Origin of the sequence: Microbacterium stercoris (assembly GCF_017592545.1) — a bacterium.
GTDB classification, from domain to species: Bacteria; Actinomycetota; Actinomycetes; order Actinomycetales; family Microbacteriaceae; genus Microbacterium; species Microbacterium stercoris.
Genome location: NZ_JAGFOA010000002.1, coordinates 703,684 through 724,792, shown reverse-complemented (window position 1 = coordinate 724,792; position 21,109 = coordinate 703,684). Strand labels below are relative to the sequence as shown.

General features: G+C 69.7%; 22 protein-coding genes. 5 read left to right on the top strand and 17 right to left on the bottom strand.

All coding sequences use genetic code 11. From position 1 onward, the window contains the following. The 15 genes from dapF to J5V96_RS07460 form a co-directional block, all read right to left on the bottom strand. A complete protein-coding gene (gene dapF, locus J5V96_RS07530) occupies window positions 1-879 on the bottom strand; it encodes a diaminopimelate epimerase (protein ID WP_208502256.1) in 879 nt (292 codons plus the stop codon). A 40-nt stretch (window positions 880-919) separates the two neighbouring features. Continuing rightward, the gene (locus tag J5V96_RS07525) at window positions 920-1,345 is read right to left on the bottom strand and encodes a GNAT family acetyltransferase (protein WP_208502254.1); all 426 of its coding nucleotides are present in this window, start codon (window positions 1,343-1,345) and stop codon (window positions 920-922) included. A gap of 70 nt (window positions 1,346-1,415) precedes the next feature. Continuing rightward, window positions 1,416-2,345, bottom strand: coding sequence for a tRNA (adenosine(37)-N6)-dimethylallyltransferase MiaA (gene miaA / locus J5V96_RS07520; RefSeq protein WP_208502252.1), 930 nt, complete (start codon window positions 2,343-2,345; stop codon window positions 1,416-1,418). Further along, entirely contained in the window at window positions 2,342-3,889 is a 1,548-nt protein-coding gene (gene miaB, locus J5V96_RS07515; protein ID WP_208502250.1) for a tRNA (N6-isopentenyl adenosine(37)-C2)-methylthiotransferase MiaB, read from the bottom strand. Before miaB ends, miaA begins: the two co-directional genes overlap by 4 nt. A gap of 61 nt (window positions 3,890-3,950) precedes the next feature. Next, the gene (locus tag J5V96_RS07510; protein WP_208502248.1) at window positions 3,951-4,679 is read right to left on the bottom strand and encodes a regulatory protein RecX; all 729 of its coding nucleotides are present in this window, start codon (window positions 4,677-4,679) and stop codon (window positions 3,951-3,953) included. Between the two features lie 105 nt (window positions 4,680-4,784). Further along, a complete protein-coding gene (recA, locus tag J5V96_RS07505; RefSeq protein ID WP_208502246.1) occupies window positions 4,785-5,840 on the bottom strand; it encodes a recombinase RecA in 1,056 nt (351 codons plus the stop codon). Window positions 5,841-6,098: 258 nt separating this feature from the next. Then, window positions 6,099-6,317 carry a DUF3046 domain-containing protein gene (locus J5V96_RS07500; RefSeq protein WP_208502243.1) on the bottom strand — a complete coding sequence of 73 codons (219 nt, stop codon included), beginning with the start codon at window positions 6,315-6,317 and terminating at the stop codon, window positions 6,099-6,101. Beyond that, on the bottom strand, window positions 6,314-6,622 hold the full coding sequence (locus J5V96_RS07495) for a helix-turn-helix domain-containing protein (RefSeq protein ID WP_208502242.1): 309 nt from the start codon (window positions 6,620-6,622) through the stop codon (window positions 6,314-6,316). Before J5V96_RS07495 ends, J5V96_RS07500 begins: the two co-directional genes overlap by 4 nt. Window positions 6,623-6,756: 134 nt before the next feature. After that, window positions 6,757-7,251: a CinA family protein gene (locus tag J5V96_RS07490; RefSeq protein ID WP_208502239.1), complete on the bottom strand. Its 495-nt coding sequence runs from the start codon at window positions 7,249-7,251 to the stop codon at window positions 6,757-6,759. After that, complete coding sequence (gene pgsA / locus J5V96_RS07485) at window positions 7,251-7,826, bottom strand: CDP-diacylglycerol--glycerol-3-phosphate 3-phosphatidyltransferase (RefSeq protein ID WP_208502230.1); 576 nt, start codon at window positions 7,824-7,826, stop codon at window positions 7,251-7,253. The genes J5V96_RS07490 and pgsA overlap by 1 nt, the downstream gene beginning before the upstream one ends. 8 nt (window positions 7,827-7,834) lie before the next feature. After that, window positions 7,835-10,621: an FtsK/SpoIIIE family DNA translocase gene (locus J5V96_RS07480; RefSeq protein WP_208502228.1), complete on the bottom strand. Its 2,787-nt coding sequence runs from the start codon at window positions 10,619-10,621 to the stop codon at window positions 7,835-7,837. Between the two features lie 85 nt (window positions 10,622-10,706). Then, window positions 10,707-12,383 carry a ribonuclease J gene (locus J5V96_RS07475; protein ID WP_208502221.1) on the bottom strand — a complete coding sequence of 559 codons (1,677 nt, stop codon included), beginning with the start codon at window positions 12,381-12,383 and terminating at the stop codon, window positions 10,707-10,709. A 148-nt stretch (window positions 12,384-12,531) separates the two neighbouring features. Further along, on the bottom strand, window positions 12,532-13,509 hold the full coding sequence (gene dapA, locus J5V96_RS07470) for a 4-hydroxy-tetrahydrodipicolinate synthase (protein WP_208502220.1): 978 nt from the start codon (window positions 13,507-13,509) through the stop codon (window positions 12,532-12,534). After that, the gene (locus tag J5V96_RS07465) at window positions 13,506-14,024 is read right to left on the bottom strand and encodes a dihydrofolate reductase (RefSeq protein ID WP_208502219.1); all 519 of its coding nucleotides are present in this window, start codon (window positions 14,022-14,024) and stop codon (window positions 13,506-13,508) included. Before J5V96_RS07465 ends, dapA begins: the two co-directional genes overlap by 4 nt. Further along, window positions 14,024-14,863 carry a thymidylate synthase gene (locus J5V96_RS07460; RefSeq protein WP_208502218.1) on the bottom strand — a complete coding sequence of 280 codons (840 nt, stop codon included), beginning with the start codon at window positions 14,861-14,863 and terminating at the stop codon, window positions 14,024-14,026. Before J5V96_RS07460 ends, J5V96_RS07465 begins: the two co-directional genes overlap by 1 nt. Window positions 14,864-14,970: 107 nt before the next feature. Between J5V96_RS07460 and J5V96_RS07455 the strand changes: the two genes are divergently transcribed. The 5 genes from J5V96_RS07455 (at window position 14,971) to J5V96_RS07435 (ending at window position 19,729) form a co-directional block, all read left to right on the top strand. Further along, complete coding sequence (locus tag J5V96_RS07455; protein WP_307793552.1) at window positions 14,971-17,283, top strand: esterase-like activity of phytase family protein; 2,313 nt, start codon at window positions 14,971-14,973, stop codon at window positions 17,281-17,283. Between the two features lie 115 nt (window positions 17,284-17,398). Then, window positions 17,399-17,842: a TlpA family protein disulfide reductase gene (locus J5V96_RS07450; RefSeq protein ID WP_208502217.1), complete on the top strand. Its 444-nt coding sequence runs from the start codon at window positions 17,399-17,401 to the stop codon at window positions 17,840-17,842. After that, window positions 17,835-18,326: a DUF4395 domain-containing protein gene (locus tag J5V96_RS07445; protein ID WP_208502216.1), complete on the top strand. Its 492-nt coding sequence runs from the start codon at window positions 17,835-17,837 to the stop codon at window positions 18,324-18,326. Before J5V96_RS07450 ends, J5V96_RS07445 begins: the two co-directional genes overlap by 8 nt. A 92-nt stretch (window positions 18,327-18,418) precedes the next feature. Further along, on the top strand, window positions 18,419-18,841 hold the full coding sequence (locus tag J5V96_RS07440) for an OsmC family peroxiredoxin (RefSeq protein ID WP_208502215.1): 423 nt from the start codon (window positions 18,419-18,421) through the stop codon (window positions 18,839-18,841). A 3-nt stretch (window positions 18,842-18,844) separates the two neighbouring features. Beyond that, window positions 18,845-19,729: a TIGR01777 family oxidoreductase gene (locus J5V96_RS07435; protein ID WP_208502214.1), complete on the top strand. Its 885-nt coding sequence runs from the start codon at window positions 18,845-18,847 to the stop codon at window positions 19,727-19,729. 67 nt (window positions 19,730-19,796) lie between these two features. Here J5V96_RS07435 and J5V96_RS07430 read toward each other — a convergent pair whose 3' ends face one another. Together J5V96_RS07430 and dapB are read right to left on the bottom strand one after the other, a co-directional pair. Further along, on the bottom strand, window positions 19,797-20,249 hold the full coding sequence (locus tag J5V96_RS07430; protein WP_208502213.1) for a hypothetical protein: 453 nt from the start codon (window positions 20,247-20,249) through the stop codon (window positions 19,797-19,799). Further along, a complete protein-coding gene (dapB, locus tag J5V96_RS07425) occupies window positions 20,246-21,052 on the bottom strand; it encodes a 4-hydroxy-tetrahydrodipicolinate reductase (RefSeq protein ID WP_208502211.1) in 807 nt (268 codons plus the stop codon). The genes J5V96_RS07430 and dapB overlap by 4 nt, the downstream gene beginning before the upstream one ends. Window positions 21,053-21,109: the final 57 nt, after the last annotated feature.

Here is a 21,109-nt window from a genome sequence, read left to right as displayed (position 1 = left end):
TCAGGCCAGCTCGACCGTGCCCGAGTAGACGAGCGCCGCAGCGCCCGAGAGAGCGACGTGCTCACCGTCCTCTGCCGGGAACATCCGCACGCCCAGCGTTCCCCCGGGCACCTCGACCTCCCAGGTGTCGGGCGCGCCGCGTCCGGCCCAGTCGCGCACCGCGAGGGCCGTGGCGGTGATACCCGTGCCGCAGCTGAGCGTCTCGCCCACTCCCCGCTCGTAGACGCGCATGCGCACGCGGCCCACGCCGTCCTTCACCAGGGGCTCCCGCGGCACAACGAACTCGACGTTGGCGCCACGCGGCGGGGCCGGTTCGATCACGGGCTTGACGCTGAGGTCGAGTCCGTCGAGCTCAGCGTCCGAGGCCAGCGCGACCACAACGTGCGGGTTGCCGACGTCGATGCCGAGGCCGGGGCGCGCGACCGAGAGACCGCGTGCCGTGACGAGGGGGTCGCCCGGCTCGGCGCGCCAGCGGCCGATGTCGACCTGGTAGCCGCCGTCCGCTCGCCGCACCTCACGCACTCCCGCACGCGTGCCCACGGGGAGCGTGGCACCGGCCGCGAGCTCGGCAAACCCCGATTCGAGCAGATAGTGCGCGAAGACCCGCACACCGTTGCCGCACATCTCGGCCTTGGAGCCGTCGGCGTTGCGATAGTCCATGAACCACTCGGCGTCGGGCTGCTCGGCGAGGGCCGCGGCTGCCTCCGCCAGACGCGCGGAGCGCACAACGCGCAGGAGGCCGTCAGCGCCGATGCCGAAGTGGCGGTCGCACAGCGCGGCGACCTGCTCGTCGGTGAGATCGAGCTCGCCCTCCGGGTCGGCGATGATCACGAAGTCGTTGCCGGTGCCGTGGCCCTTGGTGAAGGCGATCTGCGTCATCCCGCAAGTCTATTTGCGGGCGCCGCCGCACGGATCCGCGTCAGTGATCGGCGATCAGCCGGCGCCCCGTGAGCCTCGAGGTCTCGCGGGTGTAACCCGCCGCGTCGTAGTACTCGAGCACGCGTTCGTTGTCGGCACGGACCATCAGCATCACCTTCGGGCAGCCCAGCGCCTCGAGACGGGCCTCGGCCTCCGCGACCAGCCGGCGACCGATGCCGGCGCCGCGCCGGTCGGGGGCGCTGGCGAGATAGTAGAGCCAGCCGCGGTGGCCGTCGTAGCCCGCCATGACGGATCCGACGATCAGCTCGCCCTCAGCGGCGACGAGCAGCAGCTCGGGCCACACCGCCCGAGCGCGCTCGATGTCCTTGACCGGATCGTTCCACGGCCGGGTCAGACCAGCCGCGTGCCAGAGGGACACGACCTGATCCTGGTCGGAGGGACGGAAGGAGCGGATCTCGATGGTCACCGATCGAGTCTGCCAAAGGCTCGGCGCAGCACGTGGACGGCGTACTCGTCGTCGCGCCTCCCGCCGCGGGTCAGCCGGCGTGAGCGATGATGGCGGCAGCGTCGACGTCGCCGGCGTCGAACCAGCGGACGTCGAGGTCGGCACTCGGCGCGTAACGCTTGAACCACGAGACCTGACGGCGGGCGTAACGGCGAGTGAGTGCCTGGGTCTCGGCGATCGCCTCGTCCTGGGTCATGGTGCCCGCGAGCTGTGCCAGCGCCTGGGCGTAGCCGATGGCACGCGGAGCGGTTGTGCCACGCTCCAGCCCCGCGGCGCGCAGTCGCGCGGTCTCGTCGAGCATGCCGTCCGCCCACATCCGCAGAACGCGTCGATCGAGTCTCTCGACAAGCGCGGGGCGCTCCATCCGCAGCCCGAGCACGGTCGCGGGCCGCCAGGCGACGGGCTCCTGCGGCAGTGCGGCGCCGTGCGTCGCCTCACCGAGAGCGATGACCTCGAGGGCGCGCACAAGACGGCGACCGTTCTGCGGGTCGACCCGCTCCGCAGTGGCCGGATCGAGCTGCCGCAGCCGCGCGTGGAGCGCTCCGGCGCCGAGCTGAGCGAGCTCGGCCTCCAGCTGCGCACGCAGCGCCTGGTCACGCGGCGGAAAGCGGAAGTCGAACAGCACGCTCGACACGTAGAGGCCGGAGCCGCCGACCAGGATGGCGTGCTTTCCGCGTCCCAGGATGTCCTGGATCGCGTCGCGCGCGTCCCGCTGGTAGGCCGCGACGGCCGCGTCCTCCGTGACGTCGAGCACGTCGAAGAGATGATGCGGTATGCCCCGCCGTTCGGCGATCGGCAGCTTTGCCGTGCCGATGTCCATGCCCCGATAGAGCTGCATGGCGTCGGCGTTCACGACCTCCGCGCTCTCGCCACGCGCGGCGAAGGCCTCTGCAAGGTCGAGCGAGAGGTCGCTCTTGCCGGTGCCGGTGGCGCCGACGACAGCCCAGAGCCGGCCGGTCACCCGACGATGCGGAGCATCGGGAGCCCCAGCTTCACAGCGCCGCCCTCGGTGGTCGAGCCCGGCGCCGGGACGCCGCACGACTCCGCCTGCGAGCGGTCCCACGCGTCGCCGGCACGAGTGCGGCGGATCGCGAGCGGCGCGCCGTCGGCAGAATCGGCGAGCAGGTGCGACGGCGCGGCATGCGTGACGGTGACGGTGACGACATCGCCCGGGCGCGGGATCGGCGATCCCTCCGGAACCTCGAAGTGCACAAGACGGTTGTCTTCTGCGCGGCCGGTGAGGCGGTGGGTCGCGGCGTCCTTCTTGCCCTCACCCGTGGACACGAGCACCTCCAGCGAGCGACCGAGCTGCTTCTGGTTCTCCTCGAGCGTGATGCGCTGCTGGAGGGCGACCAGGCGCTCGTAGCGCTCCTGCACGATCTCCTTGGGAACCTGGTTCGGCATCGTCGCAGCGGGGGTGCCCTCGCGGATCGAGTACTGGAACGTGAAGGCACTGGCGAAACGGGCCTGCTCCACGACGCGGAGCGTCTCCTGGAAGTCCTCCTCGGTCTCACCCGGGAAGCCGACGATGATGTCGGTCGAGATCGCCGCGTTCGGGATGCGCTCGCGCACACGATCGAGGATGCCGAGGTACTTGGCCGACCGGTAGGAGCGACGCATCTCGCGCAGGATCCGGTCGCTGCCGGACTGCAGCGGCATGTGGAGCTGCGGCATGACCGCCGGCGTCTCGGCCATGGCGTGGATGACGTCATCGGTGAAGGCCGCGGGGTGCGGGCTGGTGAAGCGGATGCGCTCCAGCCCCTCGATCTCGCCCGCGGCGCGCAGCAGCTTGCCGAACGCCTCGCGGTCGCCGAACTCGACCCCGTAGGAGTTGACGTTCTGGCCGAGCAGCGTGACCTCGATCGCGCCGTCTTCGACGAGCAGGCGGATCTCGTTCAGGATGTCGCCCGGGCGACGGTCCTTCTCCTTGCCGCGCAGGCTGGGGACGATGCAGAACGTGCAGGTGTTGTTGCAGCCGACCGAGATCGAGACCCAGCCGCTGTAGACGGAGTCGCGCTTGGTGGGAAGAGTCGAGGGGAAGGTCTCGAGCGACTCGAGGATCTCGAGCTCGGCCTCGCCGTTGTGGCGCGCGCGCTCGAGCAGGCTCGGGAGCGATCCCATGTTGTGGGTGCCGAAGACGACGTCGACCCAGGGCGCCTTCGTCTGGACGGCGTCCTTGTCCATCTGCGCGAGGCACCCGCCGACCGCGATCTGCATGCCCGCGTGCTTGTCCTTGCGGGACTTGAGGTGGCCCAGCGTGCCGTACAGCTTGCCCGCGGCGTTGTCGCGCACCGCGCAGGTGTTGATGATCACGACGTCGGCGTCCTCGCCGTCCGTCGCCTTCACGTATCCGGCGCTCTCGAGCGAGCCGGCGAGTCGCTCGGAGTCGTGGACGTTCATCTGGCAGCCGAACGTGCGTACCTCATAGGAGCGTGCGCGGCCGTCGACGGTGAGGGCCGCAGGCGACGGCTCGATGAGGGTCGGGGCGCTGGAGGGAGTGGTCATAGCCCGCTCATTCTACGTTTCGATCACCGTGAGGGGCCGGGGAGCTCCGTCTCCGGCGAGATCAGTCGAATCTCACGCGCGAACGTGGGCTTCGCGCCTCGTCGAGCGCCGCGCGCGCGGCCGACAGAGCAAGTCCACCGCCGTACCCGCGACGCGCGAGCTGACCACTGAGGCGGCGCAGTGCGGTGTCGTCGTCGAAGCGGAGCAGCGCGTTCGCCTTGCCTCGGGCGTACTCGAGCGCGCGCTCGTAGTCATCGTCGGGCAGCATCTCGAGCGCCTGGTCGATGGTCGCCCGGTCGATGCCGCGCGCCGACAGCGCCTGGGCGATGGCGCGACGCCCCTGGTTCTTGCGCTCCACGCCGGCGTAGACCAGCTGGTCGGCGAGGGCCGCGTCGTCGAGTGCACCGATCCGTGAGAACCGATCGACGATCTCATCGATGGCGTCCGCGTCGAGCTCGCTCTCGCGCAGCTTCGCCCGTGCTTCCGAGACCGACAGCGAGCGGCGGCGGAGCGCCTTGACGAGTCGCTCCTCGGCGTCGGCACGCAGCTTCTCCAGATCGGGCTCGTCGCCCGTCTCCTCGTCGGGCAGCTCGACGAAGCGCACTCCCCCGGCCGGCTTGATCGCGAGGGGCTGCACCGGTACGGGCCGGCGGTCGCCCGGACGGGAGCCCAGGTCGCGCCACGTGGTGTGCCAGTCCTTTGCGCCAGGATCCGCAGGCTCGGCGGCGGGCGCCTGGGGCGCCGCGCCGCCGAACAGCGGGATCACGGGGGCGAGATCATCAGATTCCATAAATCACCCCGGTTGTCGAGCGATGCCGAGACACGGTTGTCGAGCGATGCCGAGACACGGTTGTCGAGCGATGCCGAGACACGGTCATCGAGCGACGCCGAGACATCAGGCCGACTTGCGGGCCGCTGCCTCTTCGGCCGGGGCGTCGGCGGTCACGGCCTTGGGCTGCCCGATGCCGAGCTTCTCCTTGATCTTGTTCTCGATCTCGAGCGCGACATCCGCATTCTGGATGAGGAAGTTGCGCGCGTTCTCCTTGCCCTGACCGAGCTGATCGCCGTCATAGGTGTACCAGGAGCCGGACTTCTTGACGATGCCGTGGTCGACACCGAAGTCGATCAGGCTGCCCTCGCGGGAGATGCCCACGCCGTAGAGGATGTCGAACTCGGCCTGCTTGAAGGGCGGGGCCATCTTGTTCTTGACGACCTTGACGCGCGTGCGGTTTCCGACCGCCTCGGCGCCGTCCTTGAGGGTCTCGATGCGACGGATGTCGAGACGCACCGATGCGTAGAACTTCAGCGCCTTTCCACCCGCAGTGGTCTCGGGCGAGCCGAAGAAGACGCCGATCTTCTCGCGCAGCTGGTTGATGAAGATGGCGGTGGTCTTGGTCTGGTTCAGGCCACCCGTGAGCTTACGAAGCGCCTGCGACATCAGGCGAGCCTGCAGACCCACGTGGGAGTCGCCCATCTCGCCCTCGATCTCGGCGCGAGGCACGAGCGCCGCGACGGAGTCGATGACGACGAGGTCGATCGCGCCGGATCGAATCAGCATGTCAGCGATCTCGAGCGCCTGCTCACCGGTGTCGGGCTGGGACACCAGCAGCTGGTCGATGTCGACGCCGAGCTTCTTGGCGTACTCGGGGTCGAGCGCGTGCTCCGCGTCGACGAAGGCGGCGATGCCTCCGGCCCGCTGGACATTGGCGATCGCGTGAAGCGTGAGCGTCGTCTTACCCGACGACTCGGGGCCATAGATCTCGATGATGCGCCCACGGGGCAGGCCGCCGACGCCGAGGGCGACGTCGAGGGCGATCGAGCCCGTGGGAATCACCTCGACGGGGGCACGCTCGTCGCTGCCCAGTCGCATGACCGAGCCCTTGCCGAACTGCTTGTCGATCTGGGCGAGGGCTGCGTCGAGAGCCTTCTCGCGATCCGCTGCTGATGCCATGACCTGCTCCTTCTCACTCGTGTATCCGCCGCCTGTAGGCTGCCGCGCCCCGGTCGGGATGACCGGGATCTGCGACAAGGCGCGTGGCTGTGATGCCATCTCTCACGGTAGGGAGGGCCACCGACATTCACGTCGACTGCGCCCCCGCCGGGAGAAGAAGTCCTCGTCAGACCACCTGGGGACGAGATTACGCCCCGTTCGAACGAGTGTTCGATGACACGCCGGAGAAGATTCGAAAGCGTTCGAAATCGAACCGCGTCACGGACGCGGTTCGAGCCGCCCGACGCCGTACCGGCGCTCGACGGGCACATCCATCTCCTCGCAGAGGGAGGCCCAGATATCGCGCGGCGGGACGCCCTTGTCGAGCGCATCGCGCGCCGTGAACCCGATGCCGGGCAGAACGAGGTCGCCCATCAGCATCGGGGCGCGCGCGCCGAACTCGTCGTCGACGGCGCGAAGGAACTCGCTGCGTCTCAACGCAGCGAGAGCTCCGGGCCGACCTCGGCCACGAGCTCGTCGGGCACGATGTCGGGGAACGACTGCACGCCCTCGAGAACGGCGATGCGGTCTCCGACCTCGCGCATGATCGACGAGATGGGAACATCCAGCGCCTCGGCCACAGAGGCCAGGATCTCGCTCGATGCTTCCTTCTGGCCGCGCTCGACCTCGCTGAGGTAGCCCAGCGCGACGCTCGCCTTGCTGGCGACCTGCCGGAGGGTCTGACCCTTCTGCTGACGAACGTCCCGAAGCACGTCGCCGATCTCCTGACGAACAAGAATCATTTGGGGCCCCCTCCTCACAGATCTCCCATCGGGTGCACCACAGTACAACACCGATAGAGCCAATTTAGTCCCGTCGCTTAGGGATCGGGTGAGAAACGGCCGCTCTTTTCCCTGGGAGCCCGGATCGAACCGATTCAGTCGACGCCCAGGGCCGCTGAGGCCTCAATGATGGCCTGTGTGACGGTGGCATCGCGGATGGCCGCGCGTCCTCCCGCGAAGACCCACGAGGTCGCGAACACACCGTCGGGGGTCGCGATGCCGATGTGCACGGTGCCGACGGGCTGCCCGTCCGGAGATTCGGGGCCAGCGATGCCTGTCGTCGCGATACCGACTTCCGACGGCTTCCCGTCGACCGTCATCGCCCGGCGCACGCCGTCCGCCATCTGCCGAGCGACCTCGGGGTGCACGGGGCCGTGCTCGGCGAGCAGCGCATCATCGACGCCCAGCAGCGACGCCTTCACGGCGGTGTCGTAGGCGACAACGCCTCCGCGCACGGACGCCGAGGCACCGGGGACGTCGACGAGCGTGGCGACGACGAGACCACCCGTGAGGGACTCCGCAACCCCCACGGTCCAGCCGCGCTCTCTCAGGGCGGCCAGCAGAGCCACCGGATCTCCGGGAACGGCCATCACGACTCCTTACGCGCGCCGCGGACCTGCGCGACGACGTAGTCGATGCCGCTCGCGACGGTCAGGATGACCACGATCGACATCAGCACCAGCGACACCAGCGAGAACGCCGGAACTCCGATCCACAGCCAGAACGGGAGCAGGCACCACGAGAGCGCCACGCCCTGCGCGACGGTCTTCACCTTCCCCATCCACGCGGCGGCGACCACGTGCTCCTTGACGATCGTGAGGCGGTGGATCGTGACGCCCCACTCGCGGATGAGGATGATCAGCACCATCCACCACCAGACCTCACCCAGGATGGCGAGCCCGACGAAGCCCGCTCCGGTGAGCAGCTTGTCGGCGATCGGATCCCACAGCTTGCCGAAGTCGCTGACGATCTTGTACCGGCGAGCAAGGTAGCCGTCGACCCAGTCGGTCGAGATCCCGACGATGAAGATGATCGCCGCGATCCATCGCAGGGTCAGGTCGTCCGCTCCGAGTGCGCCGCCGAGGAGAAGGAGGACGAAGGAGACGACGGCGAGCGGGATGCGCGCAACGGTGATCGCGTTGGGCAGCTGTCTCGGTATGGCCATGTGTCGTGTCAGTCCCGTCCGGTCAGCTGCCAGGCGTCTTCGTCGCCCTCGTCGTCCTCGACCGGGCGGTCCTTGAACTGGGCCTCGATCGGATCCTCACCATAGCGGTCATCGCCGTACCCGTCGTCGGCGACCGGCGTCGCCGCAGCGGCGGGCGCGGCGGCCCGCGGGGGCTCTTCGCCGTTGATGCGGGCGAGCACCTCGGGCAGCTGTTCGGGAGTGACGAGCACGTCGCGCGCCTTCGATCCCTCGGACGGCCCGACGATCTCGCGGGATTCGAGGAGATCCATGAGCCGTCCCGCCTTCGCGAAACCGACGCGCAGCTTGCGCTGCAGCATCGAGGTGGAGCCGAACTGGCTCGTGACCACCAGCTCGGCGGCCGCCAGCAGCACCTCGAGGTCGTCGCCGATGTCGGAGTCGATCTCCTTCTTCGGAGCGTCGATCGCCTCGGCCACGTCGGAGCGGTACTCGGGCCGCGCCTGGCCGGTGACGTGCTTGACCACGCGGTCGATCTCGTCCTCGGTCACCCACGCGCCCTGCACGCGGAGGGCCTTCGACGATCCCATCGGCGAGAACAGGGCGTCGCCCTGGCCGATCAGCTTGTCGGCGCCGCCCTCGTCGAGAATGACGCGGCTGTCGGTGACGCTGGTGACCGCGAAGGCGAGACGCGAAGGCACGTTGGCCTTGATGAGGCCCGTGACGACGTTGACCGAAGGGCGCTGCGTTGCGAGCACGAGGTGGATGCCTGCCGCGCGAGCGAGCTGCGTGATGCGGACGATCGAGTCCTCCACATCGCGCGGGGCGACCATCATGAGGTCGGCGAGCTCGTCGACGACCACCAGCAGGTACGGATAGGGCTTAAGCACGCGCTCGCTGCCGACGGGCAGCTCGACCTCGCCCTTCGCGAGGGCGGCGTTGAAGTCGTCGACGTGACGGAACCCGAACGACGCGAGGTCGTCGTACCGCATGTCCATCTCCTTCACGACCCACTGAAGCGCCTCTGCGGCCTTCTTCGGATTCGTGATGATGGGCGTGATCAGGTGCGGGACACCGGCGTAGTTGGTGAGCTCGACGCGCTTCGGGTCGACCAGCACCATCCGCACCTCGCTGGGCTTCGCGCGCATCAGGATGCTCGTGATCATCGAGTTGATGAAGCTCGACTTTCCGGATCCGGTCGAGCCCGCCACGAGCAGGTGCGGCATCTTCGCGAGGTTGGCGACGACGAATCCGCCGCCGACGTCCTTGCCGACACCCACAGTGAGCGGATGCGTCGACTTCTGGGCGGCACCGGAGCGCAGGACGTCGCCGAGCGCGACGGTCTCGCGGTCGGTGTTCGGGATCTCGATGCCGATGGCGCTCTTGCCCGGGATCGGCGCGAGGATGCGCACGTCGTTCGAGGCGACCGCGTACGAGATGTTGCTCTGCAGCTGCGTGATGCGCTCGACGCGCACGCCGGGAGCGAGTTCGATCTCGTACTGCGTCACGGTCGGGCCACGCGAGAACCCGGTGACCTTGGCGTCGACCTTGAACTCGTCGAGCACGCGGGTGAGCTGTGCGACCACGCGATCGTTCGCCTCGCTGCGCGCGACCGAGGGCGGTCCCGCCGAGAGCGAGGAGGGCGAGGGCAGCACGTAGGGCGCGACGGGCGGCTGGGGACCGCGGGATCCGGGGCCGTCGGTGCCGAAGCCGAGGAGACCGGGCAGCTCGCCCGTGTCGTCATCGTCGCCGTCGCCCACGAGCCCCGTGGACCCGTTGCCCGCGAGCGAGCCGGTCACGCCGCTGATCGAGCTGAGCACCTGGGTGGCCGAGTCGGAGCTCTCGGGCTCCGCGACCACGATGGCCTTCTCGTAGCCGCCGTCGGTCTGCGCGCCATAGGCGTCGCCGCCCAGCAGCTCGGTCAGATCCTGCGGCGAGTCGACGACATCCGGATCCTCTTCGCGGCCGGACTTGTTGCGACGCCACCACGGCACGCGGTCGGCATCGGCATCGGCATCGCTCTCCGGAAGCACCTCGGTCTTGGCGGTGGCATTCGAGACCGCCGTGGCCTCGTCGCCGTGCTCGGCACCGAACATCCAGGCGTAGAGGTCGCCGAGACGACGGCCGATGCGGTTCGGCGGCGTCTTGGTGAGGATCAGCACGCTGAGCGCCGCGACGAGCGACAGCAGCACGTAGGCGCCGATCTCGGTGATCAGCAGCGAGGTGGGCTCGCCCACCATCCAGCCGAACAGGCCGCCGGCCCGGCTGAGCGCGGGCATGCCCTCGCTGGGCTGCGGCCTCTCGCCCGCGATGTGGCAGAAGCCCGCCACGGTGACCGCGAGGAGTCCGAAGCCGATGCCGATGCGGCCGTTGTCGTGCACCGAGGAGGGGTGGCGGAACAGCCAGCCGGCGAGCAGCAGCAGCGCCACGGGGAACACGAAGGCCGCACGGCCGACGAGCATGCCGAACGTGTAGGCGCTGATCGTCTCGGCGACCTCGTTGCCGATGAAGAACCACTCGGTGACGGCGCCGGCGATGGCGAGGAACACCAGCAGCAGCGGGAACCCGTCGCGCCGATCGTCCTTCTCCAGCGTCTCCGGGCCGAAGGCCCGGAACAGACCGCCGACCGCGTGGCCGAGGCCGACCCACGCGCGGGCCGCGAACGGCGGGCGATCGGAGTCTTCGAAGTACGGCTTGGCGGCGGGCTCGGACTTGCGCGCACGCGAGGACGTGGAGCCCCCCGACTTCGAGGTGCCCTTGCCCGCGGGCGAGCTCTTGCGGCTCGAATCGCGAGGAGACGTGGCGGACGTGCGTGGCATTCCCCCACGGTACGACGGACCCCCGACATCGCGCGGGAGCGACGCCGGGGGTCTGCCGGATCGGAGCCGCAGAGCGGCTCCGGGATCAGGCCTCGATGACGAGCGGCACGATCATCGGACGACGACGCAGCGACTGGTTGACCCACCGTCCGATCGTGCGTCGGACGACCTGAGAGAGCGCGTGGGTGTCGCGCACGCCGTTGGCAGCGGCCTCCTCGAGCGCCTTGGCGATCTTCGGCTTGACCGCCTCGAACACCGAGTCGTCCTCGGCGATGCCGCGGGCGTGGATCTCCGGGCCCGTGATGACCTTGCCGGTCGCGGGGTCGACCACCACGATGACCGACACGAAGCCCTCCTCGCCGAGCACACGACGATCCTTGAGGTCGGCGTCGGTGATCTCGCCCACGGTGGATCCGTCGACGTAGACGAATCCGAGGTCGAGCTGGCCCACGACACGGGCGACGCCCGCCTTCAGGTCGATGACCGAGCCGTTCTCGCCCAGGATCGTGCGCTCCTCCGGAACGCCGGTGTCCTGCGCCAGCTGCGCGTTGGCCTTGAGGTGGCGGTATTCGCCGTGCACCGGAAGCACGTTCTTCGGCTTCAGGATGTTGTAGCAGTACAGCAGCTCGCCCGCGGCGGCGTGGCCCGAGACGTGCACCTTGGCGTTGGACTTGTGGACGACGTTCGCGCCGAGCTTGGTGAGGCCGTCGATCACGCGGTAGATCGACGTCTCGTTGCCGGGGATCTGGCTCGATGCGAGGATGACCGTGTCGCCCTCGCCGGGCTCGATCGCGTGGTCGAGATTCGCCATGCGCGACAGGACCGCCATCGGCTCGCCCTGCGATCCGGTCGACATGTAGACGATCTGGTCGTCGGGGACGTCCTTGGCCTTCTTATAGTCGATGAGGACGTTGTCGGGGACCTTGAGGTAGCCGAGGTCGGCGGCGATCGTCATGTTGCGCACCATGCTGCGACCGAGCAGGGCGACGCGGCGACCGTTGGCCGCGGCGGCGTCGAGAACCTGCTGCACGCGGTGCACGTGGCTCGAGAAGCTCGCGACGATGACACGGCCCGGGGTCTTCGAGATCACCTGGTCGATGACCGGGCCGATCGCGCGCTCGGTGGGCGTGAAGCCCGGCACATCGGCGTTCGTCGAATCGGGCAGGAAGAGGTCGACGCCCTCCTCACCCAGACGCGCGAAGGCGCGCAGGTCGGTGATGCGGCCGTCGAGCGGCAGCTGGTCCATCTTGAAGTCGCCCGTGTGCAGGACGAGGCCCGCGGAGGTGCGGATCGCGACCGCGAGCGCATCCGGGATCGAATGGTTCACGGCCACGAATTCGAGGTCGAACGGGCCGATGTCCCAGCTCTCCTCCTCCTTGACCACCGTCAGCTCGGGCTTGATCCGGTGCTCCTTGAGCTTCGCCTCGACGAGTGCGAGGGTCAGCGCGGATCCGATCAGGGGGATGTCGCGACGCAGCTTCAGCAGGTACGGGACGGCGCCGATGTGATCCTCATGACCGTGAGTCAGGACAACGCCGACGATGTCCTGCAGACGGCTCTTGAGCGGCTCGAAATCCGGCAGGATCAGATCGACGCCGGGCTGGTGCTCTTCGGGAAAGAGCACGCCGCAATCGACGATGAGGATCTTGCCGTCGAACTCGTACGTGGTCATGTTGCGACCGACCTCGCCGAGCCCTCCAAGCGGGACGACGCGGAGCGTGCCCTGCTCGAGCGCAGGGGGATCGAAGACCGGAGTGGACATTGTCCGCCTTTCACGGGCCCCGCCGGGCGGGTGCCCTCATCCGATCGGACGCGAGCTACGCGCTGACCGATCTCGTGTTCTGTTGTGTGGTGCGACCTTCTCGGCCGCTGTTGAGATCCATGGATGCGCTGACGCGCCGGGCGCCGCGTCAGCGGGTGGTGCCGGCGACCTTGGGCAGCGCGCCGCCCGCGGCCGCATTGCGGTCGGGGCGGAAGTTGGTGAAGTCGACACCCTGGATGTCCTTCACCAGGGCGAGCTCGTCCTCGATGAGAGCGGCCTCCCACTCCTCTGGACCGACGAGCGGCAGGCGCACGCGCGGGCTGCCGATGCGGCCGAGGCCGTGCAGGATGTACTTCGCCGAGACGGTGCCGGGGACGTGCGTCATCACGGCGCGCACGAGCGGCTCCAGCTTCTTGTGCTGCTCGGTCGCGGTGGCCAGGTCGCCGCGGTTCACGGCGTCGACGATCGCCCGGTACGGGGCCGCCGCGATGTTGGCGGTCACGCCGATGAGACCCGACGCGCCGATCGCGAGGTGCGGCAGCACGTTGGCGTCATCGCCGGAGAAGTAGAGAAGATCCGTCTGGTTGAGCACGCGGCTCACCTCGCTGAAGTCGCCCTTGGCGTCCTTCACCGCGAGGATGTTCGGATGCTTGGCGAGGCGCAGGATCGTCTCGTACTTGATCGGCACCCCGGTGCGACCCGGGATGTCGTAGAGGATGACCGGCAGATCGGTTGAGTCGGCCACGAGCCGGAAGTGCGTGAGGATGCCCGCCTGCGTCGGCTTGTTGTAGTAGGGCGTGACGATCATGATGCCGTCGGCGCCGGCCTTCTCGCTCTTCTTGTAGAGCTCGATGGCGTGCGCGGTCTCGTTGGAGCCGCCGCCGGTGATGATCTTCGCGCGGCCCGCCGCGACATCCTTGCCGACCTCGACCAGCCGGAGCTTCTCGGGGTCGGTCAGCGTGGAGGTCTCGCCGGTCGTGCCGGTGACGACGATGCCGTCGGCGCCCGCCGTGATGACGTCGTCGATGTGCTTCTCGACTGCGGGCCAATCGACTTCGCCGTCGGCCGTGAACGGAGTCACGAGCGCGACCAGCACCTGTCCGAAGGGATTGCCCGAATGCGTCATGAAGCCAGGCTATCGCGGCGGAGGACCTCGAATCGGTACCGGGTGCCCGTCCGGCTCGTGTGCCAGCCGCCGTGCTCCGGCGGATCCGACCGGTCGAGGTGCCAGGATCCGTCGATCTCGGGGGCGTATGCGTCGCCCTCCGCGTCGACGTCGACGCGCGTGACCCACAGCTCGTCGAGGAGCGGCATGGCCTGGCGGTAGATCTCGGCACCGCCGATGACCCACACCTCGTCGTCGAGCTCCGCCGCCCGGGCGAGGGCCCGATCGAGCGAGTGGACGACCTCGGCACCGGGCGCCTCGAACCCCTCATCGCGGGTGATGACGATGTTGGGCCGATCCGGGAGCGGTCGGAAGCGGTCGGGGAACGACTGCCAGGTGCGCCGTCCCATGACGACGGGCGATCCGGTCGTGGCCCGCTTGAAGAACGCCATGTCCTCCGGGAGGGTCCACAGCATCCCGCCGTCGGCGCCGATGGCGCCCGAGGCGGACTGAGCCCAGATCGCGCGGACGACCATCAGACGGCCACGGCGGCGCGGATGGGCGCGTGGTGCTGGTAGTCGACGAGCGCGAAGTCTTCGTACTCGTAATCGAAGATCGACTCGGGTGTGCGGGCGATCTCCAGGCGCGGGTACGGGAACGGCTCGCGCGAGAGCTGCTCAGCGACCTGGTCGCGGTGGTTGTCGTAGATGTGGCAGTCGCCGCCCGTCCAGACGAACTCGCCCGGCTCGAGCCCCGCCTGCTGCGCCATCATCAGCGTGAGGAGGGCGTAGGAGGCGATGTTGAAGGGCACGCCGAGGAACATGTCGGCGCTGCGCTGATAGAGCTGGCACGACAGCTTGCCGTCGGCGACGTAGAACTGGAAGAAGGCATGGCACGGCGGCAGCGCCATGCCGGGGATGTCGGCCGGGTTCCATGCCGAGACGATGATGCGTCGCGAGTCGGGATTGGTCTTGAGCAGGTCGACGGCCTGCTGGATCTGGTCGATCTGCTCGCCGCTCGGGGTCGGCCACGACCGCCACTGCACGCCGTACACGGGGCCCAGTTCGCCGTCGGCGTCGGCCCACTCGTCCCAGATCGAGACACCGCGCTCCTGCAGCCAGCGCACGTTGGAGTCGCCGCGCAGGAACCACAGCAGCTCGAGCGCGACCGACTTGAAGTGCACGCGCTTCGTGGTGATGAGCGGGAAGCCCGCACTCAGGTCGTAGCGCAGCTGGCGTCCGAAGACGCTCGTGGTGCCGGTGCCCGTGCGGTCGTCCTTGTGGACGCCGTTCGCGAGCACGTCTCGCAGAAGGTCTTCGTACGGAGTGGGGATCGGCTGGCTCACGCCCCCCAGGGTAGTCGTGGCCGCCGACATCCGGCCCCGCATCGCCGGATCCGGCGAGCGCAAGCGCCCGGGGCAGTACTACCCCCGTTCACCGTCCGGTCTCCCCCGCGTGAGGCGGCGCGCGCACCGTCTGGCGTGTGACTGATTCCCTGCTCTCGCGCCGCCGGCTCACCAGGCCCGCCGCGCTGATCGCCCTGTCCGCCGCGGCGTCCCTCGTGGCGGGCCTGCTCCCGATGGCGGCCTCGGCCGCCGAGCCTGCACACAGACCCGCCGTGCCCGTGCAGAAGCCCGGTGGTGCGGCCGCCCACACGGTGGTGCCGACGCTCGAGGCGCGCGCCACGCTGTCCGCCGACTTCCTCGCCGAGGGCCCCGCCTCCGGTGCCGCGATGACGCCGGCGAACGGCCGCACGGGCCCGTTCGACGGCCAGGTCGTTCCGGGCTTCTCGGCCATGATCGACAACGGCGACGGCACGTTCTGGGCCCAGCCCGACAACGGCTTCGGCTCGAAGGGCAACTCGGCCGACTTCCTGCTGCGCAACTACCTCGTCACGCCGCACTGGCAGACGGCCGCCGGCGGCGAGGGCCGGATCGAGGTGGAGTCGTTCATCTCGTACAACGACCGGAACGGCGTGCTGGACTTCCCGATCGTCAACGAGGAGACCGCCGAGCGCCAGCTCACCGGTGCCGACTTCGACATCGAGTCGGTCGTGCGTGCGAAGGACGGATCCTTCTGGGTCGGCGAGGAGTTCGGGCCGTTCCTGCTGCACTTCGATGCCGAGGGCACGCTGCTCGAGAAGCCGTTTCCGCTCGCCGGGGCGCAGTCGCCCCAGAACCCCTATCTGAACGGCGCCGCTGCGACGATCGCCGCCAGCCGCGGGTTCGAGGCGATGGCGGCATCCCGCGACGGCCGCTACCTCTACCCCGTGCTCGAGGGCGCATACCTTGCAGATCCGGATCCGCGCCGCCGCGTGATCAACGAGTTCGACACCCGGACCGGCTCCTACACCGGCCGCACGTGGGCCTTCCAGACCGACCAGCCGGGAGATGTGATCGGCGACGCCTTCCTCGGGAAGAAGAACGAGCTGCTCCTCATCGAGCGCGACGACTTCGAGGGCGACCAGGCCGTGATCAAGCGCGTCTACTCGGTGAACCTCGGCAAGACCGATGCCGAGGGCTTCCTGCAGAAGTCGCTGGTGCTCGACGCCCTGCGCATCGACAACCCCCACGGCATCGACGCGGGCGAGGGCTACGGGCTCGGTGAGACCTACGCTCTGCCCGTGCAGTCGTTCGAGACCGTGCTGCAGCTGCGCGACGGCCGCCTGCTCATCGGCAACGACAACAACTTCCCGGGAAACGACGCCCGCCGCACGGGGACTCCGGATGACACGGAGTTCGCGATCGTGAACCTGCAGCGCACGAAGACGGTCGCGGATGCCGTCACCGTCGTCGGCCACCGCGGCGCCAGCGGCTACCGCCCCGAGCACACGCTCGCCGCCTATGAGGCCGCGATCACGCAGTGCGCCGAGTTCATCGAGCCCGATGTGGTCTCGACCAAGGACGGTCAGCTCGTCGCCCGCCACGAGAACGAGATCGGCGGCACGACCGACGTGGCGGCGCACCCCGAGTTCGCGGCCCGCAAGACGACGAAGAAGATCGACGGCTCGGCGGTCACCGGGTGGTTCACCGAGGACTTCACGCTCGCCGAGCTGCGCACCCTGCGCGCGAAGGAGCGCCTGCCGCAGGTGCGTCCGCACAGCGCCGCGTTCGACGGTCTGTACACGATCCCGACCCTCGACGAGGTGCTCGACCTCGCGCGGCACTCGAAGACCTGCGACGGCCGCCCCGTCGGCGTCTATCCCGAGACGAAGCACCCCACCTACTTCGACCAGGCCGGTCTCTCGCTCGAGGAGCCTCTCGTGGCCGAGCTCGCCCGCAACGGTCTGAACAGCGCGAAGGCGCCCGTCATCCTGCAGAGCTTCGAGACGGGCAACCTGCGCGAGCTCAGCACGGTCACGAAGGTGGGCATCGCCCAGCTGATCAACGGCTCGGGCGCCCCGTACGACCTCGTCGCCGCGGGCGATCCGCGCACCTATGCCGACCTGCTCACGCCGCGGGGCCTCGCGGACATCGCGACCTACGCGGACGGCATCGGGGCGGAGAAGAGCCGCATCATCCCCCGGCGCGCCGACGGCACCCTCGCGGCACCCACAACGCTCGTCGCCGATGCACACGCGGCCGGCCTCCAGGTGCACGCCTGGACCTTCCGCCTCGAGAACCAGTTCCTCGCGGCCGAGTTCCGCTCGAGCGCCGATCCGAACGAGGCGGGCGACATGGCTGCGGAGATCCGGGTCTTCCTGTCCACGGGCATCGACGGCCTGTTCAGCGACAACCCGGACATCGCCGCGGAGACCGTCGCTACCGCGAACGTCCCGGCGGCGACCGCCCCCTGACGTCGATCCGAAGGCGGCCCGCTCGCCCCGGTGAGGCGAGCGGGCCGTTTCACACTGTTACGAGGGCGACCGGATCCGGCCCCTCCTCCCGGTGGCCCGGGATATCGTCGCCGCTATGGACCCCGTCGCCGCGCTCATCGTGCTGGCCGCGATCGTGCTCGTCGGCACGACCGTCGGCGTAGTGCTGCGTCATCGCGACGGGCATGTGCGCCACCGCGCGCGCGAGAGGGAGCACGCGACCGCGACCGCCCTCGGCAGGGACGCCTCGGAATTCGGGTCGGATGCGACGCTCGTCCAGTTCAGCACCGAGTTCTGCACGCGATGCCCGCAGACGCGGCGCGTACTCGGCGGCATCGCGCAGCAGCGCGAGGGCGTGACCCACGTCGACGTCGACCTGACACACCGCCCGGATCTCGCGAAGCGGTTCCACGTGCTGCAGACCCCGACCACTCTGCTCGTCGACGCCGCCGGCACCGTGCGCGCCCGGATCGCCGGTGCGCCTCGCCGCGATGAGGTCATCCGCGAGCTCGACACCATCCTGGAGACCGCACATGCCTGAGACTCCCGCCGGCATCGACCCGCGCGGTCCGCGCTTCGCCGCGACGATCACCACTGTGCTGCTCGTCGTCGCCACGTTCCTCGCCCTGATCACCGCACCGCCGGCCGCCGACCTGGGCGCCCGCGTCGCCGATGCGGGCTTCCTGGCCGTGCTGGTGGTGGCGCTGCTGTTCGTGTGGGGCGTCGCCTCGCCGTCGACGGCTCCGTGGGGCCTGCTGTTCCGGAAGGTCGTGCGCCCGCGGCTGGCGCCCCCGGCGGAGCTCGAGGATCCGCGACCGCCGCGCTTCGCGCAGGGGGTCGGTCTGCTCGTGACCGGCCTCGGCCTGATCCTTCACCTGATCGGTGTGCCCTGGGCGCTGCCCATCGCGGCGGCGATGGCGCTGGTGGCGGCCTTCCTCAACGCCGCGTTCGCCTTCTGCCTCGGCTGCCAGCTCTACCTGCTGCTGCAGCGCGCCGGTGTCCTCGGGCGGGAACGCGCCGCCTGAGCGACGCGCCCGTCCTCCGAGGCCGGTGACGTGATCCGCGCTGGTCGATAGGCTGGCGCCGACACCCGCTCATCCCCGAATCGGAGGACGTTATGACCGTCACCAGCGAAGCCACCACCGCCTGGGCTGGAAGCCTCACCGAGGGATCCGGATCCGTCTCGTTCGCCTCCGGCATCGGCACCTTCCCGGTCAACTGGAAGGCGCGCTCCGAGGGATCGGACTCGACCACCACGCCCGAGGAGCTCATCGCGGCGGCGCATGCCTCCTGCTTCAGCATGGCGTTCTCGCACGCGCTCTCCCAGAACGGCACCCCGCCCGAGAAGCTCGACACCACGGCATCGGTCACGTTCAAGCCGGGTACGGGCATCACGGGCAGCCACCTCAACGTCAGCGCGGTCGTGCCGGGCCTGGACGCCGAGAAGTTCGCCGCGCTCGCGGAGGAGGCGAAGTCGGGCTGCCCGGTGTCGCAGGCGCTCGCGGGCATCACCATCACGCTCGAGGCGACGCTGGCCTGAGCCATGCACATCGTCATCGGGGGCGCGTCCGGTCTCATCGGGCGCGCCCTCGTCGCGTCCCTGCGGGAGCGCGGCGATCGTGTGACCCGTCTTGTGCGCCATCCGGCGACCGCACCGGATGAGGTGCGCTGGCTGCACGACGGTCCCCTGGATCCGTCGCTGGTCGCCTCCGCCGACGCGGTCGTCGGCCTGAACGGGGCCTCCATCGGGCGCATCCCGTGGACGCGCTCCTATCGGAGCACGATGCTGTGGTCGCGACTCACCCCCACGCGCACGCTCGCGCGGGCGATCGACGCGCTGCCCCCCGCAGAACGCCCCCTGCTCGTCTCGGCCAGCGGCGTCGGTTTCTACGGTTCGCGACCGGGAGTGCGCATCAGTGAGGCGACCGGACGCGGGCGGGGATTCCTCGCCGACCTCTGCGTCGACTGGGAGCGGGCCGCCCTCATCGCGGGCGATCGGGTGGCGCTGCTGCGCACGGCGCCCGTTGTGCACCCCGCGGGCGTGCTCAAGCCGCTGATCGCCCTCACGCGTGCGGGCGTTGCCGGCCCGATCGGCCCGGGAACGCAGGTGTGGCCGTGGATCTCCCTCGATGACGAGGTCGCGGCGATCCTGCATGTGATCGACAAGGATCTGACCGGTCCGGTGAATCTCGCGGGGCCCACCCGGGCGACCGCGAACGACCTCGGCTTCGCGGTGGCGATGCGCATGCAGAAGCCGTTCCTCGTGCCCGCGCCGGCCTTCGCCCTGCGTGCCGCACTCGGACGCTCCTTCGCCGACGGCCTGCTGCTCAGCGATGCGCTGGTCGAGCCCGACGCGCTCACGGCCTCCGGGTTCTCGTTCCGCCATCGCACCGTGGAGGATGCGGTCGCGGCGGCGATCCCGGCCTGACGCGGGATCCACCGCGCCCTGCGCCTTCAGCGGCCCCGGCGCTCCGTGGTCCAGGCGCTCCGTGCGCTCAGCGGCCCCGGCGCTCCGTGCGCTCCAGGCGGATGGCCTCTCGCACGGCCGAACGAGCGCGGCGGCGGTCGCCGGCCGCGTCGTAAGCCAGGCTGAGGCGGAACCACGCCTTCCAGTCCTGCGGGCTCGTCTCGACGTCGGCCTTGTAGCGCGGGAAGACGGCGTCGCCCTCGGCGCGGGTCGGACGCCCGCTGGGGGTGGTGGCGACGATCTCCTCGGGAAGCCCGCCCTCCGATTCGAGCCGACGGGCCAGCTGATCCGCGCGCCAGCCGAACCACAGCTCGCGTCCCAGCGCCCATACGGCGATCACGGGCAGCACCACGAGAGCGGTCGCCATGGCGACGGCCACGGGTTCGCCCGTCTGGAACAGCTGCACGGAGCGCCAGCCGACGAGGGCGATGTAGAGGGCGAGGACGATGGCCATCACGGCCACGCCGATGCGAGCACTCACGCGCTGGTCACCCGCGCCACCTGACCGGGCGTGCCCTCCTCGGCGACAGGGCCCGACGAAGCCGCCTGCGGCGATCCGATCCCGATGTCGATGAAGCTCTCCAGTCCCACGACCACACCGCGCACGTCGAGCACGTTCCGCACCGCGATCGCGATGCCGGCCGCGTACGCCGCGGCCGGGTCGGTGGTGTCGTGCACGATCGTCAGCGACTCCCCCGGGCCCGACAGGATCGCCTCCTGCTTCGCGACGACGCCCGGGCGTCGCAGCGAGTGCACCGGCACGCTCGCGACCTGCTGGCCGCGGGCCCGCTGATCCGCATAGGGCGCCTCGACAGGCGTCGCGCGCGCCGCGGCGATCAGCTCGGCCGTGCGCACCGCGGTGCCGCTGGGCGAATCGATCTTCGTGTCCCGGTGCGCCTCGACGATCTCGGCGAACGGGAAGAAGCGCGAGGACGCGGCGGCGATGGCGCTGCCGATGACGGATCCAAGCGAGAAGTTGGGGATGAAGACGACGCCCGTTCCGGCTGCCTCGACCAGCGGACGCACCAGAGCGATGCGCTCGGCCGACCAGCCGCTGGTGCCGACCAGCACGTTGAGGCCGCGCTCGATCGCCGCGCGCACCACGTCGATGCTCACGGCCGGCGTCGACGCATCGACCACAACGTCCGCGCCGTCGAGCTCGGACAGATCGCTGCGCGAGCCGAGCACCGCGGTGACCTCGAAGCCGTCGAGCTCGTCGATCACCTGGTGGATGATGCCGCCGAGCTTGCCGTTTCCGCCGACCAGCGCGATCCGTGTCGTCATGCCTCCATCCTAGGTTCGCGGTTCAACCGATCCGCTCGCCGACAGTCGTACGCTCGA

What these genes read in the sequence shown, in the direction of transcription:
- J5V96_RS07490 (WP_208502239.1), bottom strand. Translation starts at nt 7,251, where the DNA reads ATGGCCGTTCCCGGAGATCCGGTGGCTCTGCTGGCCGCCCTGAGAGAG.
- dapB (WP_208502211.1), bottom strand. Translation starts at nt 21,052, where the DNA reads ATGACGACACGGATCGCGCTGGTCGGCGGAAACGGCAAGCTCGGCGGC.
- J5V96_RS07445 (WP_208502216.1), top strand. Translation starts at nt 17,835, where the DNA reads ATGCCTGAGACTCCCGCCGGCATCGACCCGCGCGGTCCGCGCTTCGCC.
- dapA (WP_208502220.1), bottom strand. Translation starts at nt 13,509, where the DNA reads ATGACGCATTCGGGCAATCCCTTCGGACAGGTGCTGGTCGCGCTCGTG.
- J5V96_RS07475 (WP_208502221.1), bottom strand. Translation starts at nt 12,383, where the DNA reads ATGTCCACTCCGGTCTTCGATCCCCCTGCGCTCGAGCAGGGCACGCTC.
- J5V96_RS07465 (WP_208502219.1), bottom strand. Translation starts at nt 14,024, where the DNA reads ATGGTCGTCCGCGCGATCTGGGCTCAGTCCGCCTCGGGCGCCATCGGC.
- J5V96_RS07435 (WP_208502214.1), top strand. Translation starts at nt 18,845, where the DNA reads ATGCACATCGTCATCGGGGGCGCGTCCGGTCTCATCGGGCGCGCCCTC.
- J5V96_RS07480 (WP_208502228.1), bottom strand. Translation starts at nt 10,621, where the DNA reads ATGCCACGCACGTCCGCCACGTCTCCTCGCGATTCGAGCCGCAAGAGC.
- pgsA (WP_208502230.1), bottom strand. Translation starts at nt 7,826, where the DNA reads ATGGCCATACCGAGACAGCTGCCCAACGCGATCACCGTTGCGCGCATC.
- J5V96_RS07450 (WP_208502217.1), top strand. Translation starts at nt 17,399, where the DNA reads ATGGACCCCGTCGCCGCGCTCATCGTGCTGGCCGCGATCGTGCTCGTC.
- miaB (WP_208502250.1), bottom strand. Translation starts at nt 3,889, where the DNA reads ATGACCACTCCCTCCAGCGCCCCGACCCTCATCGAGCCGTCGCCTGCG.
- J5V96_RS07440 (WP_208502215.1), top strand. Translation starts at nt 18,419, where the DNA reads ATGACCGTCACCAGCGAAGCCACCACCGCCTGGGCTGGAAGCCTCACC.
- recA (WP_208502246.1), bottom strand. Translation starts at nt 5,840, where the DNA reads ATGGCATCAGCAGCGGATCGCGAGAAGGCTCTCGACGCAGCCCTCGCC.
- J5V96_RS07460 (WP_208502218.1), bottom strand. Translation starts at nt 14,863, where the DNA reads ATGTCGGCGGCCACGACTACCCTGGGGGGCGTGAGCCAGCCGATCCCC.
- dapF (WP_208502256.1), bottom strand. Translation starts at nt 879, where the DNA reads ATGACGCAGATCGCCTTCACCAAGGGCCACGGCACCGGCAACGACTTC.
- J5V96_RS07510 (WP_208502248.1), bottom strand. Translation starts at nt 4,679, where the DNA reads ATGGAATCTGATGATCTCGCCCCCGTGATCCCGCTGTTCGGCGGCGCG.
- J5V96_RS07495 (WP_208502242.1), bottom strand. Translation starts at nt 6,622, where the DNA reads ATGATTCTTGTTCGTCAGGAGATCGGCGACGTGCTTCGGGACGTTCGT.